The 16,466-nt window shown below is 45.1% G+C and carries 14 protein-coding genes; 8 read left to right on the top strand and 6 right to left on the bottom strand.

Going from position 1 to position 16,466, the window contains the following annotated elements; translation table 11 throughout:
- The first annotated feature begins 1 nt into the window (after window position 1).
- The 5 genes from ACHZBG_RS08585 to ACHZBG_RS08565 all read left to right on the top strand — a co-directional run bounded on the left by ACHZBG_RS08585 (window position 2) and on the right by ACHZBG_RS08565 (window position 4,237).
- The gene (locus ACHZBG_RS08585; protein ID WP_320129039.1) at window positions 2-547 is read left to right on the top strand and encodes a DUF4416 family protein; all 546 of its coding nucleotides are present in this window, start codon (window positions 2-4) and stop codon (window positions 545-547) included.
- 70 nt (window positions 548-617) lie between these two features.
- Window positions 618-1,364, top strand: a complete 747-nt coding sequence (locus ACHZBG_RS08580) for a hypothetical protein (RefSeq protein ID WP_320129038.1) — start codon at window positions 618-620, stop codon at window positions 1,362-1,364.
- 44 nt (window positions 1,365-1,408) lie between these two features.
- On the top strand, window positions 1,409-2,617 hold the full coding sequence (locus ACHZBG_RS08575; RefSeq protein ID WP_320129037.1) for an L-serine ammonia-lyase: 1,209 nt from the start codon (window positions 1,409-1,411) through the stop codon (window positions 2,615-2,617).
- Between the two features lie 204 nt (window positions 2,618-2,821).
- A complete protein-coding gene (locus ACHZBG_RS08570; RefSeq protein WP_320129036.1) occupies window positions 2,822-3,277 on the top strand; it encodes a hypothetical protein in 456 nt (151 codons plus the stop codon).
- 237 nt (window positions 3,278-3,514) lie between these two features.
- A complete protein-coding gene (locus ACHZBG_RS08565; RefSeq protein WP_320129035.1) occupies window positions 3,515-4,237 on the top strand; it encodes a glycerophosphodiester phosphodiesterase in 723 nt (240 codons plus the stop codon).
- A 76-nt stretch (window positions 4,238-4,313) separates the two neighbouring features.
- Here the strand turns inward: ACHZBG_RS08565 and leuS are convergent, their stop codons facing one another.
- The 6 genes from leuS to ACHZBG_RS08535 all read right to left on the bottom strand — a co-directional run bounded on the left by leuS (window position 4,314) and on the right by ACHZBG_RS08535 (window position 11,864).
- Window positions 4,314-6,830, bottom strand: a complete 2,517-nt coding sequence (leuS, locus tag ACHZBG_RS08560) for a leucine--tRNA ligase (protein ID WP_394699369.1) — start codon at window positions 6,828-6,830, stop codon at window positions 4,314-4,316.
- Between the two features lie 72 nt (window positions 6,831-6,902).
- Window positions 6,903-8,165, bottom strand: a complete 1,263-nt coding sequence (locus ACHZBG_RS08555) for a hemolysin family protein (RefSeq protein ID WP_320129033.1) — start codon at window positions 8,163-8,165, stop codon at window positions 6,903-6,905.
- Between the two features lie 83 nt (window positions 8,166-8,248).
- Window positions 8,249-9,352: a GNAT family N-acetyltransferase gene (locus tag ACHZBG_RS08550; RefSeq protein ID WP_320129032.1), complete on the bottom strand. Its 1,104-nt coding sequence runs from the start codon at window positions 9,350-9,352 to the stop codon at window positions 8,249-8,251.
- 19 nt (window positions 9,353-9,371) lie between these two features.
- Window positions 9,372-10,199, bottom strand: a complete 828-nt coding sequence (locus tag ACHZBG_RS08545) for a GNAT family N-acetyltransferase (protein ID WP_394699368.1) — start codon at window positions 10,197-10,199, stop codon at window positions 9,372-9,374.
- The gene (gene corA, locus ACHZBG_RS08540) at window positions 10,193-11,239 is read right to left on the bottom strand and encodes a magnesium/cobalt transporter CorA (RefSeq protein WP_320129030.1); all 1,047 of its coding nucleotides are present in this window, start codon (window positions 11,237-11,239) and stop codon (window positions 10,193-10,195) included. The genes ACHZBG_RS08545 and corA overlap by 7 nt, the downstream gene beginning before the upstream one ends.
- A gap of 1 nt (window position 11,240) precedes the next feature.
- Window positions 11,241-11,864: a lysoplasmalogenase family protein gene (locus ACHZBG_RS08535; protein ID WP_320129029.1), complete on the bottom strand. Its 624-nt coding sequence runs from the start codon at window positions 11,862-11,864 to the stop codon at window positions 11,241-11,243.
- Between the two features lie 91 nt (window positions 11,865-11,955).
- Here ACHZBG_RS08535 and ACHZBG_RS08530 point away from each other — a divergent pair, with 91 nt between their 5' ends.
- Genes ACHZBG_RS08530 through ACHZBG_RS08520 form a run of 3 tightly spaced genes read left to right on the top strand, consistent with a single transcriptional unit; the run spans window position 11,956 to window position 16,417 of the window.
- Entirely contained in the window at window positions 11,956-13,758 is a 1,803-nt protein-coding gene (locus ACHZBG_RS08530) for a DNA topoisomerase IV subunit B (protein ID WP_320129028.1), read from the top strand.
- Window positions 13,758-15,731, top strand: a complete 1,974-nt coding sequence (locus ACHZBG_RS08525; protein WP_320129027.1) for a DNA topoisomerase IV subunit A — start codon at window positions 13,758-13,760, stop codon at window positions 15,729-15,731. The genes ACHZBG_RS08530 and ACHZBG_RS08525 overlap by 1 nt, the downstream gene beginning before the upstream one ends.
- Entirely contained in the window at window positions 15,731-16,417 is a 687-nt protein-coding gene (locus ACHZBG_RS08520) for an RNA pseudouridine synthase (protein ID WP_320129026.1), read from the top strand. Before ACHZBG_RS08525 ends, ACHZBG_RS08520 begins: the two co-directional genes overlap by 1 nt.
- Window positions 16,418-16,466: the final 49 nt, after the last annotated feature.

Below are 16,466 nucleotides of genomic sequence, written 5' to 3'. Positions count from 1 at the left end.
TATGGGAGGGGTCAATCAGTTTGAAAAACAAAGGCTGATCATTGGAGTGCTTTCTTCTGCTGAAGATTTGCATGAGCATCTTGTAAAGGTACTCACGCAACGTTTTGGTCCTATACGGGAGGCAAGCACTCCGGTCCCCTTTCTGTTTACCGACTACTATAATGAGGAAATGGGTCAACAACCTCTTCGTTATTTCATCGTCTTTGAAAATCTTGTCGATCCTTCTTGTCTTGCCTCGATCAAGATTGAGACCAATGCCCTGGAACAGGACTTCGCAACTGAAGGAAATCGGAAAATAAATCTTGACCCAGGGCTTTTGTCTGCCGGTAACTTGATTCTTGCGACCACCAAGAATAGATCCCATAGGATTCCCCTTCGCGATGGTATCTATGCCGAAACAACGCTTATTTATTACGGACATCGATTCAATCCACTTCCCTGGACGTATGCAGATTATGCAAGCGAAGAGTTTCTCTCTCTTTTTAAACAGTATAGAGTTGATTACCTTGCCCAAATACGAGAGCTTAAAAACAAAGTAACTAAATAAAGTAAGTAGTTTATTTCCATTTTTAGGCTATCGGTGAACCGATAGTGCAAGTTTTTTTCCTTTCTTAGATGTGAAAAAAATCTTCTTGTCGGTTTTCTTTTCAGTCGTATGTATTGGCTGTAGTCTATCCCCGGTCAGTTTTCGTTCCATCGAGATTGTCCTTGGGGAAACTCATCCCTGGGAAATTGCAGCTACAAAACAACTGTGGTATACCCTTCGTTGGACTGCGGGTGATGGGACTTTTGGCACCTTGCATATTCCCCAAGGTATCCGAAAAGTCAGGATTTCCGTTCCCCGGGGAAAAACGTTGTGTGCCTGTGCCTATCCTTTGGGGTGTTATCATCCATTGGGAGGAGCACTCATTCCTTCAGAGAATGGACCACTTGTCTTGGTTCAGGAAGAAGGCACGATTTGCGAATTGCTTCTATCGATTTCAAAAACTGGTCCCGAAGCCGTCTCCCAGGTAAACTACCCAAGGGTATTGCAACTTATCAAGAATAAGACGGATGATTTGGAGCTTATCAATCCTACCTTATTGGCAAAAGATCTTCTCAATGGAGAACTTTCTTCTTCCTCACTTGAAATCAAGCAGAGAGTATCTGTGTTCATCGAAGACATTCCTCCAGGATATTGGATAGCCGAACGAAAAAATGATGGAGCCTTCTGGTCCCAATTTGGTGATGGTGGAGTTGGTTTGTTGGTAAGTGATGGGCTTCACTGCTTCTTGAACAGGGAAGATGGATTGCTACTCAAGGTATTTGCGGATGATTCTTCCCTTTCTTTCTTTACAAGTATCCATGAAGCACCCCACTGGTAGTTTCCCTGCTTCCCATTTCTCTATCAAAACAGTACAGTCGAGGAATGGAATCATTGCATGAATTGTACAGAATAGGGTATGGACCTTCCAGTAGTCACACGATGGGACCACGTTTTGCCGCTGGTCATTTCCTCTCCCATTATCCGGAAGCTGCACGATTTGAAGCTGACCTATTTGGTAGTCTTGCCGCTACGGGAAAAGGTCACTTGACTGACAAAGCGATTCGTCAGGTTTTTGAAGAAACCAAGAAGCCAGTGGAAATTCTTTGGTTCCCTGAAATTGAAAAACCCTTTCATCCCAATGCACTGACGATACGAGGTTTTGATGCCCAAAATGTCCTTCTGTCAGAGCAAACTTATTATAGTGTCGGGGGAGGACGTGTAGTCATTGAAGGCCATACAGAAAACGATCCTCCCCAGGTCTATCCCAAGGACTACAGTACTATGCGACAAATTCTCGAGTACTGTAACCAAGAGGGAATGCAACTCTGGGAATTTGCCCTGCAATTTGAAGACTCCGGGATATTGCCTTTTATCGAGGAAGTCTGGAATGTCATGAGTGAAGCCGTTGAAAATGGGCTGAATGCGGAAGGAGTGCTTCCCGGTGGATTGAAACTTCCCCGCAAGGCCTGGCAATATAATTCCAAGGCAGCTGAATTTACCGGTCCCTTGGGCCATACAGCCCTGGCACTTAGCTATGCGCTTGCTGTTTCCGAGGAAAATGCAGGTGGTGGAAAAATTGTCACGGCACCTACCTGTGGAAGTTGCGGAGTTCTGCCTGGTGTTATGTATTATCTGGCAAAGCAATATAAATTTCCCAAGATCAAGATTCTCAGGGCTTTGCTTACAGCAGGCATCATTGGCAACGTGGTGAAAACCAATGGTTCCATCAGTGGTGCCGAGGTAGGCTGCCAAGGTGAAATCGGTGTAGCTTGTGCCATGGCTGGCGGTGCGGCGACCCAACTGCTCGGAGGAACCATCTATCAGGTCGAATATGCGGCTGAAATGGGATTGGAGCACCATCTGGGGCTGACTTGCGATCCCATGCGCGGTTTGGTACAGATTCCTTGTATTGAGCGGAATGCGCTTGCAGCCTTGCGTTCCCTTGATCATTGCACCTATGCCTTGCTGGGAGACGGGAGACATAAAGTCTCCTTTGATAATGTAATAGAAGTGATGATGGAAACTGGACAGGCCCTTCCTTCCCTCTATAGGGAAACTTCCCGTGGTGGTCTTGCCAAGGTGATGGCCTAAGAAAAGCAAAGTAGGTTCATAAAAAGTTCTGTTGTGACATAAGTATATTGCCCTTTTTGATGTATTGGTATATATATTTACTGAGACATATACAAAATATTGATTGAAGGTCTTCTTGTGGAAATCCTATAACTATTGACATATGTTTCTCTGGTATAGTATTGTACCATGATAATATCGTTATATAGTAGGCTATGATATAGAATGAATAGAATGGGGGTTCGCAAGATAATGTTTTGCATTACCTTGTTTATGTTCTTTTGCATCCTCTCTCCGAATTTGGCTTTTTCAGCGATAACTCTTTCTACAGCCGAAACCAAGGTTCGTTTTTTGATAACCCCAGCTACCGTATCTTTTTCAGGCACCAAAATTCCCATTGGTGACGTTTCCCTTGAAATCAAGCAAAAGGGACCTGGCAAAGTAATGGTCATGCATTCCCCATTATCAAATGGAACTAAGGTCGTTGATTATATTCTTTCCTATGAAATGAAGGGGAAGAGTGAACGATCTGATTCCCCTGTTTTTCATTATTCAGAAAATTCTACTACTCTGAAAACAATACATATTACCACCTTGGATGCTGAATTACGAACTTCCTTTTCAGAAAATCCAAAAGACTACACCAGTAATATTGTTCTGAATGTTATACTGGAAAGATAAAAAGGCCTGACAATAAATCAAAGCTCTTCATCATTACTATTCTATATATCCTGTTGCTTGGGTATCTGAATCCAAAGACTGTTTTTATTATAATTAATAAACTTTATTTTATAAAATCCCGATGGATGTGATACTATTTTTTGCTGAAGAGAATATCAAGGGAACAGCAGGTTTTGACGATTGTCGAGCAGTACTGTTTTGTTGCACGTCTCAATCAGAAAAGGGGAAGCAGAAGAGATGAAAGTATTTGCACATAGAGGATTCAGCGGAAAGTATCCCGAGAATACCCTTCTTGCATTTCAGAAGGCAGCCGAAGTAGGTGCCGATGGTATTGAAATGGATATCCACCTTTCAAAAGATGGACAGTTGATGATCATTCATGATGAGCTGCTGGTAAGAACTACCGGAAAAAGTGGCAGGGTCAGTGATTACACCTCCCAGGAATTGACAACCATCAATGCTGGAAAAACGTTCGAGGATACATTTGGAATGACCCCTATACCACGTTTTGAGGAATATTGCGAATTTTTGCAAACCAATACATTGGTCAGCAATGTTGAGATAAAGACAAACAATATATATTATCCGCAAATCGAGGAGAAGGCTCTTGCGGCAATACGGCACTACCATCTGGAAGACAGAGTTATTTTTTCGTCCTTCAATTGGCTCAGTGTCACAAGAATCAAGCAACTTGACAAGACCGTTCCCTGTGGTCTGCTTTATGGGGATGTCTCAATGCGAAACATAGGGACTTTGGCGAGGGTCTGTGGCATTGAGTACTGTCATCCTTGCATTACCCTTGTTGACGATGAATTGGTAAAAGATTGCCAAAAACAGCAAGTAGGACTGAATGTCTGGACGGTCAATGAACACAAGCAGGTAGAAAAGCTGAAGTCCTGGGATGTTGCGAGTGTCATCAGTAACTTCCCTGATATGTGTCTGGACTTGCTTGGAAAGTAATCCCTTAGGTGCATAAAAAAGACTGTTGCCTTGCCTGGATCAGGTAGTGCAACAGTCTTTTTTTGTAAGTAAACAGTTATCGAATTACGATATTGACCAATTTATCGGGAACTACGATCTCCTTGACAATCGTTTTTCCTTCCAGCCAAGAAATAATCTTATCGTTGGATTTTGCCAAGGCAAGTAGCTCGGCTTTGCCCATTCCTTTCTCGATAACCACCTTTGCCCTGACTTTTCCGTTGATCTGGAACACCATTTCCACTTCGCTGTCTATGGTGAGGCTTTCCTCATAGGAAGGCCAGGTAACATTTGCCAGGGAGGGGTCATGTCCGGCCTTTTCCCATAATTCTTCGGCCATATGGGGTACATAGGGGCCGAGCATCTTGATCAAGGCTTCCCAAACAACCCTGGGAAGAGTCTCTATTTTATAGAGTTCATTCACAAGAACCATCATTTGGCTGATGGCAGTATTGAAATTCAGGGTGTTGGTATCGTAGGTAACCTTCTTGATGGTCTTGTGCAGGGTCTTGAGCAATTCAGCTGAAGGTTCTTCCTCACTAAGAGGCCTGTCTTCATAGAGCCGCCAGATCCTGTCCAAGAATCGATAGACACCACTAAGACCTGTCGTGGCCCAAGGCTTCGATACTTCAAGGGGTCCCATGAACATTTCGTACATTCGCATTGAGTCGGCCCCGAATTCCTGTATGATCTCATCCGGGTTGATGACATTCTTCAAACTCTTGGACATTTTGGCGACGACTCTCTCAAGTTCTTCACCTGTTGCCTTTTCGATGTAGCTATCCGGTCCCTTTTCCTCGACCATGTCGGTGGGTACCAGGCTCTTGTCTTTTCTTTGGTAGGCAAAGGAGGTGATCATGCCCTGATTGACCAATTTCTGGAAAGGTTCCCTGGTTGAGACAATCCCGAGGTCAAAGAGGACCTCATGCCAGAATCTGGCGTAGAGCAGGTGCAAAACTGCATGTTCTGCTCCTCCCACATACAAGTCGACCGGCATCCAGTACTTTTCTTTTTCAGGGTCGACAAAGCGTTCTGTGTTGTTTGGATCGATATACCTGAGGTAGTACCAACAGGAACCCGCCCATTGGGGCATGGTATTGGTCTCTCGTTTTGCCTTTCCTCCACAAACCGGACAGGTCGTATTGACCCATTCGTCAATTTTTGCCAGAGGACTTTCTCCGGTGCCGCTAGGTTCATAGGAGGTGACATCAGGCAACCTGAGGGGAAGTTGATCCTCCGGAACGGCAACTGTACCGCAATGTTCGCAATGTACCAGGGGAATCGGTTCACCCCAATAACGTTGTCGGCTGAAAACCCAGTCACGGAGCTTGTAATTGATGGTCTTGGTTCCCAGCTTACGTTCTTCAAGCCAGGCAAGCATCTTGTTGATCGCTTCTTCCTTGTCGAGCCCATCAAGGAAATCGCTGTTTACATGAATGCCGTCTTCCGTCCAGGCCTGTTTCTGTACATCGATTTTTCCCTTGAGAACTTCAATGATGGGGAGGTTGAACTTCTTCGCAAATTCCCAGTCACGGGTATCATGGGCAGGTACTGCCATGATGGCGCCGGTACCATAGCTGATCAATACATAGTCAGCAATCCACACCGGGATTTTCTTACCATTTACTGGGTTGATGGCATAGCTACCGGAAAAAACTCCTGTCTTGTCCTTGGCCAAATCGGTTCTTTCCAAGTCGCTCTTATGAGCCGAAGCGGAAAGATAGGCCTCAACGGCACTCTTTTGTTCTGATGTCGCGAGTTTTTCCACGAGAGGGTGCTCGGGAGCAACAACCATGTAGGTTGCCCCGAAGAGCGTATCGCATCTGGTGGTATAGACCTCCAGCGTATCTTCTGATTTTTCCAGCTTGAAAGAGACCGAAGCCCCTTCGCTGCGTCCAATCCAATTCCGTTGCATGCTCTTTACTGATTCAGGCCAGTCGAGGGTGTCCAGGTCAGAAAGCAATTTGTCAGCATATTCGGTAATCTTGAGAACCCATTGTCGGATATTCTTGCGTACGACACGGGTGCCGCAACGCTCGCATTTTCCTTCCTTGACCTCTTCATTGGCCAAGCCGGTCTTGCATTCAGGACACCAATTGATCGGGGTCTGGGATTCATAGGCCAGTCCCTTGTTAAAAAGCTGGATGAAAATCCACTGGGTCCAGCGATAATATTCGGGGGAATGCGTACAAATTTCACGATTCCAGTCATAGCAAAAGCCGAGGCTCTTGATCTGCTTCGTAAAGTTCTCGATATTTTTTTCTGTGGTAGCCTTGGGCGGAGTTCCTGTCTTCAAGGCATAGTTCTCAGCAGGTAGGCCAAATGAGTCAAAGCCCATCGGGTGCAAGACGTTGAATCCGTTCATCCTTAGATACCGGCAGTAGATATCCGTCGCGGTATACCCTTCGGGGTGTCCTACATGCAAGCCGGCTCCAGAGGGATACGGGAACATGTCCAGGACATATTTCCGTTTTTCAGGGGGAACGGAGGGGTCTTCGGTTACTGCGAAAGTCTGGTTTTCTTCCCAGTACTTCTGCCATTTGGTTTCTATTTCATGGAAAGGATAGTTGCTCATGTGAGCAATCATACATTTGCATCTATTTTCCGTCAACGTCAACTACACTTTTGAAGGGCAACAAATACGTTTCTAGAGGGTTCCGTCATCAATCGTTGGGGAAAATTCTACTTCTTCCATCCTGTTTCCCTTCATGGTGATGATTCTGAAGGTACCCAACGGCGATTGCAGGATATCCCCTTCCTGGGGTATGTCCCCGGTAAGATTCATGAGATAGGAAGCCACGGTGCTTACTTTTCCGTTCGAATGATGGTAATTCAGCGAAAGTTCATCGACAAGTTGCATGAACGGGGTGTCGGCCATGACAATGTAGGTACCCGGAGCTTGTTCGCTTTCCACGATTCTTTCCGGGAAGCGACTTTCATGTTCATCGTATAACTCCCCGAAAAGCTGCTCAGCCACATCTTCCATGGTTACGACTCCGCTGAATCCCCCATATTCGTCCAGGACAATTGCCATTTGCAATTTGTCCCTCTTGAACAGGAGGAATACATCATCGAGATGCATCTGTTCAGGAACAAAAGCAGGCTTTCTGGTTATCGTGCCGATTCCTACATCAAGGTTTTCTTCCAGTTGGGCTCTCAGTATATCGCGTACAAGAACGATTCCCGTGATATCCTCATTGTTTCCATGATATACGGGTGTGCGGGAGTACCCGCTTTCCACAATTGAAGGGAAAGCTTGTCGTATCGTCATTTCGTCGCTGATGCAAAAGACATCCGTTCTATGGGTCATGATCGTCTTGACTTGCATCTCGCTGAAGTGGATTGCCCGTTGCATGAGATCTGATTCATATTCATCCACGACCCCGAAATCCTCGGCGGCATCGACCATATGCATCACGCCTTCGGCGGTAATGCTTGGATCCGTGTTTTTGGAAAAGAATTTCATGAGCAATCGGGATATCAACCGCAGTAGCCAGATCAAGGGGAAAAGGATAATGGTAAGAAACCTGATCGGATAGGCCATGAAGGTAGCGATGCGCATATTATTGTTCAGGGCAATTTGTTTGGGTGTTATTTCGCCAAAAATGAGAATGACGATAGTCAAGAGACCTGTCGCATACCCGATGGCCTCATTGCCGAATATTGCCATGGCATAGGTGGTAACCAAGGAGGATACGCTGATATTCACCACATTGTTTCCTACAAGTACCGTGGTGATGAGAACGTCGCTTTTTTGACATAGCTTATAGGCCATCCTGGCGCTGTGCCCTCGTTTGTTTTCCAAGGTTTTTTGTTGTATGAAGGAGAGTGAGGTAAAGGCGGTTTCTGTTGCAGAAAAAACTGCAGACAAGACTAAAAGCACCAATATAGCCAGAAGTTGTGCATTCATACACACTTCCTTGTCATAAACGAATCAAAGGGGTGTCCGGTAGAACACCCTAAACTAGGTAACGGGTCATCCATAATGTCTTATTATAGCAATACAAACAGTGATACGGCAAGTAGCAAGGCAAGAGAACTTGTCCTTGCCGGGAGGCTTCCTGTGTGAATTCTTTTTGCATTGAATCCACAAAAGGGATAAAAGAAGAAAAGAGAATCGAGAAAAAGCAAAGGAAGGATATACCGTAGGGCGAAATCATGGGAGAAGAAAAGACAGGCAATCCCAATGGCCAGTTGAGAAGATCGAGCCATCATGGTGAGTTTCGGCTGCATTTGCCCAAGGTCCCAGTCATTTCCCTTTATATAAAGATTTCCCGGAACAGGAAAGGGGATTCCGATGAGAAAGGAGGTAAGAAAAGCCAGGATCCAAGCCGTGTCCCAGCTTCTATATTCCACCTCGATCTTCTGGACCTTGGCACTGAGTTCCATTGCCAGGGTTCTTATACCCAAAAAGAGGGCGGGAACAAGTAAGAGGGAAAGAGCGAAATCCGGTTTTCCCATGCCCCAGAGAGAATGATTCGTTTTCAGCCCGAACAGATGCAATAGATTCCAGCCTTTCAGGCAAGCAAACCACAAAAGGGTGTTTCCCAACAAAGTCACTCCAAGGGCTTTTGATGGAGTTTGCACGGGTCTTTCCCTTTTGTTGTTGAAAAACGAATAATGATAGAGAAAGTACCCCATGTCAAAGAAGCGTGAAGCATGTTTATATACTTTATAGATTCCGAAGCGAAACAAGGCGAGTTGTCCCTTCCCAGGGAGGATGGCAAAGCCTTGCCGGACAAGTTGCTTGAAGGAAGCAGGATTATCCCCTTCAATGCAGGCACAAACATCGGTGCAACCTTGTTCTTGTAGAAACTCCATTGCCCGTGACAATAGTTTTCCTGCCAAGCCTTTTCCCCTATGTTCGGCCTGGGTATAAAGCCAGCTGATATATCCCATCCTTATGGTCTTGTTTACCTGAAAGATATCCAGATTGATGCCTGCAACCGGAGTGTCTCCCTGCAAGGCAATGAAAGTGGACTCTGGATGGATGGAAAAGATTTTCTCTAGACTTGGTTCAAAACAATCTTTCATAAGACGGAGAAGCTCTGGTTCCTCCTCTGTCTCAAGAAGACGTATCGCATATTCATTTGTCATTGCTTTTCTCCTGGTCTTCCTATGTATTGCCAAGGTGCAGAATAAGTTCCTCTTGGGTGGCAAACAAAGTAAAACCTGTCTTGGTGAGAAGCTTGTTCAAGGGTTCATAGGAATCATCGATGTTGATGTATCTGAGAGTATCTACCTTGCAAAGAAATTGGGCTGACTTGATGGCCCCAAATGCGATTCCTCTATTTCTAAAATCGGGAAATATGAATAATTGGGTTATTGATCCTGATTCAGGGGAGAAGCAAAGGTATCCTGTACTTTGGTTATTCGAAAGGATATTCCAGACAGGAAGAGCCCCTGCCTCGATTGATTCTTTGCTGTTTTGCCAACTGGGCAGACAATCTGTGTTTTTTTGCAGAAGGGATATATCCCCAGGAATAAGGGACACCAAGGGGGTAGGTCTATCCTGGTTGGTTATTTTTTTCGTATAGCAGTTAAGTTGCCGATTGATCTTGAAGCCTTTACCCTTGTAGAGTTCCTTGGCCCTGGTATTCATGCTCAGGACTTCCAGTTGCCAGGAGGTGAGTCCCTTTTGTTCCAGGATTTGAATCGTTTGGTCGAGCAACAGGTGTGCATATCCCTTTCCCCTATAGGAAGGAATGATGGCCGTTCCGCAATCATATGCTCGATTTTCTCTTTTGCCGTTGAAAACGAAGCCGACGAGTCTGTCTTCGTCAAATAACCCCACGGAGGAACTTGGCTCATAACTGTTTCTTGCAAGACTTTTTCTAAGTTGGGTTGCATTCATTTGGAGCGTGACTTGATAATCTTCAAAAGCCAGGTTGAAGGTTTTGGAAAGTTTTTCAGGCGATATTTCCCTGAGGTCCCTTATTACCACCATTTTTTCCTTTTAAACCAGAAAATCATCCAGGCGGAGAGGACGAGGCAGAAGATGATCACGGCCTGGAACCCCCAGGAAACCTTGGTTACATAGGGCATGAAATTGAAATTCATGCCATACATGCCGGTGACGAAGGTAATGGGTATGAAAATTGTCGATATGATGGTAAGAAACTTCATTACTCTGTTCATTTTCATATCCAAACTTGATAAATATACTTCCATAACGCCCTGACTAGTTTCGCGAAGCATCTCACATTCCTCGGAGAGCCAGAGGACATGGTCAAAGGTATCCCTGAAAAAAGGAAGGGTTTCCGGAGAAACCAAGGGATTCTCTGTTTTGGCAAGAGTACCGAACAGTTCTTTCAGTGGCAAGGCGATTCTCCGTACATGCAAGATATCCCGTTTGTGCCTGTGAATGGTGGAAGCGGAAATTTTATCCGGCTGCTTGATCACCAATTCTTCAAGGTCCTCGGTTTTTATCTCCAGCTCGTCTGCCCTGACCATATATTGGTCTGTTATCCTATCGGCAAGGGAATGGAGAATATGGTCCGCTGGGCAACTTCTCAGTCGACTGTCTTCTCCGCTCAACCGCTTGATGACCGGGTCGAAAAGGGAACTGCTATGCTCGCTGATCGAAATGAGCCAGCCTTTGCCTACAAAGAAACTGATCTGTTCTTCTGGTTTTTCAGGAGTGTCGAGGATTCTCATGGTAATGAAGAAGTAGGTGGTGGTAAATTCGATCTTTGGTCGTTGGTCAGTGGAGAGAGCATCTTCCAGACTGAGATTGGAAAGATTGTACTGTTTGCCTATGGAGGCAAGGATATTGATATCGGAGAGACCGGAAACCTGAACCCAGGTTATCTTGCCCTTTTCCTGTTCCTTCAGTCCCTTGGAACTTTCATAGCCATGTTCATTGAACGTATGCGTAATGACAACAGTCTCTTCTGATTCGCCAGAACCTACATAGACAAGGGTTCCGGGGCTCAAGCCCTCTTTTTGTTTATGCAACGAGGATTTCTTTTTTTGTTCCAACATCCTACCAAACTCCCTGTAAGGATAAAATTCCTATGATCAGAAGCAATTGAGCCAATGTATAGGTTGCCATGATCGAGGTTTCTGAAAAGATTCTCTTTCCGATGGCCTCCATAGCGATGAAATAGTCGGAGAAAGCGAAGGCGATAGCTCCCAGGAAACAATACCAGGACCCGCTGCCCGCACTGAACACAATAAGTATCGTCAGAAGTGTAGCATAGATTCCCAGAGGCAAGCCATAAGGGGGTACCTGCACGATTCTCAGTATTTTATAAAGGGGATAGGCCAGGAGGGCAATTGCCATAAAAAAATAAGCCCAGTTTATCCCATGCATGGCAAGGTAGGTGCCATAGCAGATATGCCCCAGAAAAAAACTGCCCATTCCGAGAAAAAACCTATTTCCTTTGTTGGATTCAATCAAGAGGATATCCCCGAGCGTGTCCAACCCAAGGGCAAGGATGACCAACAAGCTTGCCTGCAGGCCTTCTGTCTGCCTTGAAAGAAAATATAGGAGCAATACCGGCATCAATAAAGCCTTGCTGATTTTGGATGTCTTGGACAATCCTTCGCTACGAAATGTCAAATGCAGGGTGCAAAGGATTAGATACATAACAAGTAGAATGTTCATGTCTTTAGCTTACAGCACGTATTATTCGAAGACAACAACCTTTTACGATGGTTTTGCCATAGCTTGGTAAATCTGGTATAATAAAAAAATAATGGCACAATCAACCTATGACGAATCAAAAATCCAGACTTTGAGTGCATTGGAACATATCCGAAAACGTCCTGGTATGTATATCGGGCGCCTAGGCAATGGTACTCACGTCGATGATGGTATTTATATTCTCCTCAAGGAAGTCATTGACAATAGCGTCGATGAGTTCATCATGGGGTCCGGTAACAAGATTTTAATCAAAGTCAAGGACAAGACTGTTACCGTTCGCGATTTTGGAAGAGGTATTCCCCTCGGAAAAGTTGTCGAGTGTGTTTCGATAATCAATACCGGGGCAAAATATAGCGATGATGTCTTCCAATTTTCCGTCGGTCTCAATGGAGTTGGTACCAAGGCCGTGAATGCGCTTTCCTCTTCCTTTACTGTTACCGCTTTCAGGGAAGGGCGTTTTGCTTCCGCAACCTTTTGCAAGGGAGTCTTGAAGGGACAGGACAAGGGCAAGTGCCCGGAACCGGATGGAACTCTCGTTACATTTGTCCCTGACCCTGAATTGTTCGGGGATTATTCCTTCAACGAGGATTTTATCATTTCCCGGATCTGGGGATATGCCTACCTGAATACCGGGCTTTCCCTGGATTTCAATAACAAGGTATATAAATCTGCCCATGGTTTGCTCGACTTGCTGGACAAGGAAGTAGGCGATGATGCCTTGTATACCATTATTCATAGCCGTTCCAAACAACTGGAGTTCGCTTTTACCCATCTTCCTGGATCCTATGGGGAAAATTATTTTTCCTATGTCAATGGACAGCATACCAATGATGGCGGAACTCACCAGAGTGCCTTCAAGGAAGGAATTCTCAAGGGAATCAATGAATTTTTCAAAAAGAATTGGGCTCCGCAGGATGTCCGGGATGGAATTGTGGGAGCCATTGCGATAAAGGTAAAAGATCCAGTCTTTGAATCACAGACCAAGAACAAACTGAGCAATACGGAAATTCGTTCGTGGCTCGTGACGGAGATCAAGGATGCCATTATCGATTTCTTGTTGAAGAATCCTGAGGATGCCAACAAGCTCAACCAGAAAATAATCAACAATGAAACCTTGCGCAAGGAACTCAATGAGGTCAAGAAGGGCGCCAGGGAGTCTGCAAAGAAAGTCTCGCTCAATATTCCCAAGCTGAAGGATTGCAAGTATCACCTTGGTCAGAGTGCATCCCGTCAGGATGAATGCGAACGCTCGGTGATTTTCCTTACCGAAGGTGATTCTGCTTCAGGAACCATTACCAAGACACGGGATGTCATGACCCAGGCGGTCTTCAGTCTTAGGGGAAAGATCTTAAATGTTTTTGGCAAGAAACGTACGGAAATTTATAAAAATGCTGAACTCTATAATATGATGGTTGCCTTGGGCATCGAAAATGGTGTCGAAGGTCTCCGATATGGCAAGGTCATCATTGCCACCGATGCCGATAACGATGGATTCCATATCAGAAACTTGCTGATGACGTATTTTCTTACCTATTTCGAGGACTTGGTGCTTGCTGGAAGAGTGTATATCCTCGAGACTCCCTTGTTTAGGGTTCGTAACAAGGTCCAGACGGTGTATTGTTATTCGGAAAAACAACGTGACGTCGCGATTTCCCAGATCCGAGGCAGTGAGGTTACCCGGTTCAAGGGCCTCGGCGAGATAGACCCGAAGGAATTCGGCCAATTTATCGGTGATGAAATTCGACTTGTCCCTGTGTTTATTCCAGGGGTGAATGAAATGCATAAGACTCTTGAGTTCTACATGGGAAACAATACTCCCCAGAGAAGGGACTTTATCATGGAGAATTTAATCTGATGGCACAGGCGCAATCTATTTTCAGGCAAAATTTTCTCGAGTATGCCTCCTATGTAATCAAGGAAAGGGCTATTCCCGATCTTACCGATGGTTTCAAGCCCGTCCAACGGCGTATCATCCATTCGTTATTTGAAATGGATGATGGAAAATTCCATAAGGTAGCCAATGTGGTCGGCTGGTCGATGCGTTATCATCCCCATGGGGATTCCTCGATCTATGAGGCTTTGGTAAACCTTGCGAACTGTGATCTTTTCATAGAACGGCAAGGGAATTTCGGAAATTTCATGACAGGAGACAGTGCCGCTGCTGCAAGGTATATCGAATGTCGTTTGCTGCCCTTTGCCAAGAAAGTGCTTTATAACCCAGAATTGACAGAATTCGTGGATTCCTATGATGGACGAAACCAGGAACCTGTTTGTTTCCCTGCAAAGATTCCGGTAGTCATTATACAGGGAGTCAGTGGAATTGCCGTAGGAATGAGTACCTTCATCCTTCCCCATAATGCATTGGAGGTCCTTGATGCCATGGCCTCTTGTCTCAAAGGGGAAAATTTTATTCTCTATCCTGACTTTCCTGGTGGTGGCATCGTGGATGTCAAGGATTATCAGGATGGCAAGGGGTCTGTATCCATTCGGGCAAAACTCAATACTTCCGATCCCAAGAAAATTACGATCGAGGAACTTCCTTACGGTACAACGAGCGAAATGATGATTCATTCGGTCGAGGATGCGGCAAAAAAAGGCAAGCTGAAAATCAGTTCAATCAACGACTATACTTCTGACCGGGTAAATATCGAGATTAACCTTGCTCGCAATACCTATGCTTCCGATATAGTCGATGCGCTGTATGCCTATACTGCTTGTGAGACCAAGGTGTCGGTGAACCCTTTGGTAATAAGGGATAAATTGCCGACTATCATAGGCATTTCGGAGATCCTTACCTTCCATGCCCATCATCTCGTGGAAATACTGAAAGCGGAACTCGAGCTTGAGAAGGGCCATCTTCTTGATAAACTCCATGCAAGGACCTTGGAACGGATTTTTGTCGAGGAGCGGATTTATAAGCGAATAGAACAGAAAAAAAGTGCCGAAGAGGTTACGAAAGCCGTGATTACGGGGTTCAAACCTTTTGCGGAACAATTGCTTCGTCCCCTGGAAGGGGAAGATGTCGATCGGTTACTCAAGATTCCCATCAGGCGTATCAGTTTGTTTGATATAGAAAAGAATCGCGAGGAAATCGAGGGCATCAATACCCAATTGCAAGAGATTGAAAAGAAATTGGCCGATTTGATAGGCTATGCCTTGGATTATCTTTTGGATCTTAAGGAAATGCTGGGAACCGAGCTTCACAAACGGAAGACTACGGTCACGAGTTTTGAGACTATTGCAATCAAGGAAGTGGCCGAAAGGAATCTTTCAGTGAAATATGATCCTTCCAATGGCTATCTTGGGTACGGGGTGAAAACAGGTACCCAGATTTTGGAGGCCAGTTCCTTTGACCGGGTGCTCATTATCCGCAAGGATGGAACCTATCAGGTCGTTGATGCCCCGGAGAAGGAATTTGTGGGCAAGGGGATGCTTTTCTGTGGATTTGCCGACAAGAGTGAACTTGCCAATCTGACCTTTACCGTTCTCTATCAGGAAAAAACATATAAATATCTTTTTCTCAAACGATGCAAGATTGCTTCCTATACGTTGAAAAAAGTATATCCTCTGGTTCCTGAAGGTAATTTCAAGTTGATCAAGCTATCTGTTCTTCCAAATGCCGAAATGATAGTAACTTACAAACCCAAGCCAGGATTGAGAATCCTGGAAGAGAAATTCTATTTTTCCGATTACCTGGTAAAAGGGGTAAAGGCAAATGGAGTTAGGATAGTAGTAAAGGAAATTGCCTCTCTTCGACTCCGGGGAGTGAAAGAAGTCGTCCATGAAAAAGAAGAGGAACCGACGTTGTTTGATGAGGAGAAAGAGTAATGGGCTTGCAAGATAGAATTCTGTTCGAGGACAATCACCTGCTTATACTCAACAAGCTTTGTGGCGAGTTGGTACAAGGGGATAATACCGGAGATGTTACTCTTGCGGATCTTGCCAAGCAGTACTTGAAAGAGACGTATCACAAGGAGGGGAATGTCTATCTGGGGATTCCCCATAGGCTCGACCGTCCGACAAGCGGCATTGTCGTCTATGCAAAGACGGAAAAATGTCTTGTGCGTCTCAACGAAATGTTCAAGGGAAGCGGTGTCAAAAAAATCTATTGGGCCATCGTCGATAAGCTACCTCCCCAGGATGAGGGTACGTTGGTTCATTACTTGATCAGGGATACCAAGCATAACAAGAGCATTGCCACTCCTATTGAAAGGAAGGGCAGTAAATTGGCCAAACTGGATTATCGTTTGGTTGCTTCCTCAAAGACTTATTTTTTGTTGGAAATTCAACTTCATACGGGACGTCACCATCAAATAAGGGCTCAATTGGCAGCTATAGGGTTGCATATCAAAGGTGATTTGAAATATGGGGCAGCCAGAAGCAATCCAGACGGAGGCATTTGCCTGCATGCAAGAAGGATTACTTTCTTGCATCCCGTAAAGAAAACGGAAGTGGCTGTAGTGGCTGAACCGCCCCATGACAATCTCTGGGATGCCTTTCTGGAACAGGTTTAGGACCAATTTTATAAAAAATTGGAATTCATGCCTGCTAGCCAATATATTT

Source organism: uncultured Sphaerochaeta sp. (genome assembly GCF_963676625.2).
In the GTDB taxonomy this organism is placed as follows: Bacteria; Spirochaetota; Spirochaetia; order Sphaerochaetales; family Sphaerochaetaceae; genus Sphaerochaeta.
The sequence above is the reverse complement of the archived record's forward strand: the minus strand, read 5'-3'. Positions and strand labels throughout refer to the sequence as shown.

What these genes read in the sequence shown, in the direction of transcription:
- ACHZBG_RS08585 (WP_320129039.1), top strand. Translation starts at nt 2, where the DNA reads ATGGGAGGGGTCAATCAGTTTGAAAAACAAAGGCTGATCATTGGAGTG.
- corA (WP_320129030.1), bottom strand. Translation starts at nt 11,239, where the DNA reads ATGTTGGAACAAAAAAAGAAATCCTCGTTGCATAAACAAAAAGAGGGC.
- ACHZBG_RS08550 (WP_320129032.1), bottom strand. Translation starts at nt 9,352, where the DNA reads ATGACAAATGAATATGCGATACGTCTTCTTGAGACAGAGGAGGAACCA.
- ACHZBG_RS08570 (WP_320129036.1), top strand. Translation starts at nt 2,822, where the DNA reads ATGAATAGAATGGGGGTTCGCAAGATAATGTTTTGCATTACCTTGTTT.
- ACHZBG_RS08555 (WP_320129033.1), bottom strand. Translation starts at nt 8,165, where the DNA reads ATGAATGCACAACTTCTGGCTATATTGGTGCTTTTAGTCTTGTCTGCA.
- leuS (WP_394699369.1), bottom strand. Translation starts at nt 6,830, where the DNA reads ATGAGCAACTATCCTTTCCATGAAATAGAAACCAAATGGCAGAAGTAC.
- ACHZBG_RS08520 (WP_320129026.1), top strand. Translation starts at nt 15,731, where the DNA reads ATGGGCTTGCAAGATAGAATTCTGTTCGAGGACAATCACCTGCTTATA.
- ACHZBG_RS08535 (WP_320129029.1), bottom strand. Translation starts at nt 11,864, where the DNA reads ATGAACATTCTACTTGTTATGTATCTAATCCTTTGCACCCTGCATTTG.
- ACHZBG_RS08530 (WP_320129028.1), top strand. Translation starts at nt 11,956, where the DNA reads ATGGCACAATCAACCTATGACGAATCAAAAATCCAGACTTTGAGTGCA.
- ACHZBG_RS08565 (WP_320129035.1), top strand. Translation starts at nt 3,515, where the DNA reads ATGAAAGTATTTGCACATAGAGGATTCAGCGGAAAGTATCCCGAGAAT.
- ACHZBG_RS08525 (WP_320129027.1), top strand. Translation starts at nt 13,758, where the DNA reads ATGGCACAGGCGCAATCTATTTTCAGGCAAAATTTTCTCGAGTATGCC.
- ACHZBG_RS08575 (WP_320129037.1), top strand. Translation starts at nt 1,409, where the DNA reads ATGGAATCATTGCATGAATTGTACAGAATAGGGTATGGACCTTCCAGT.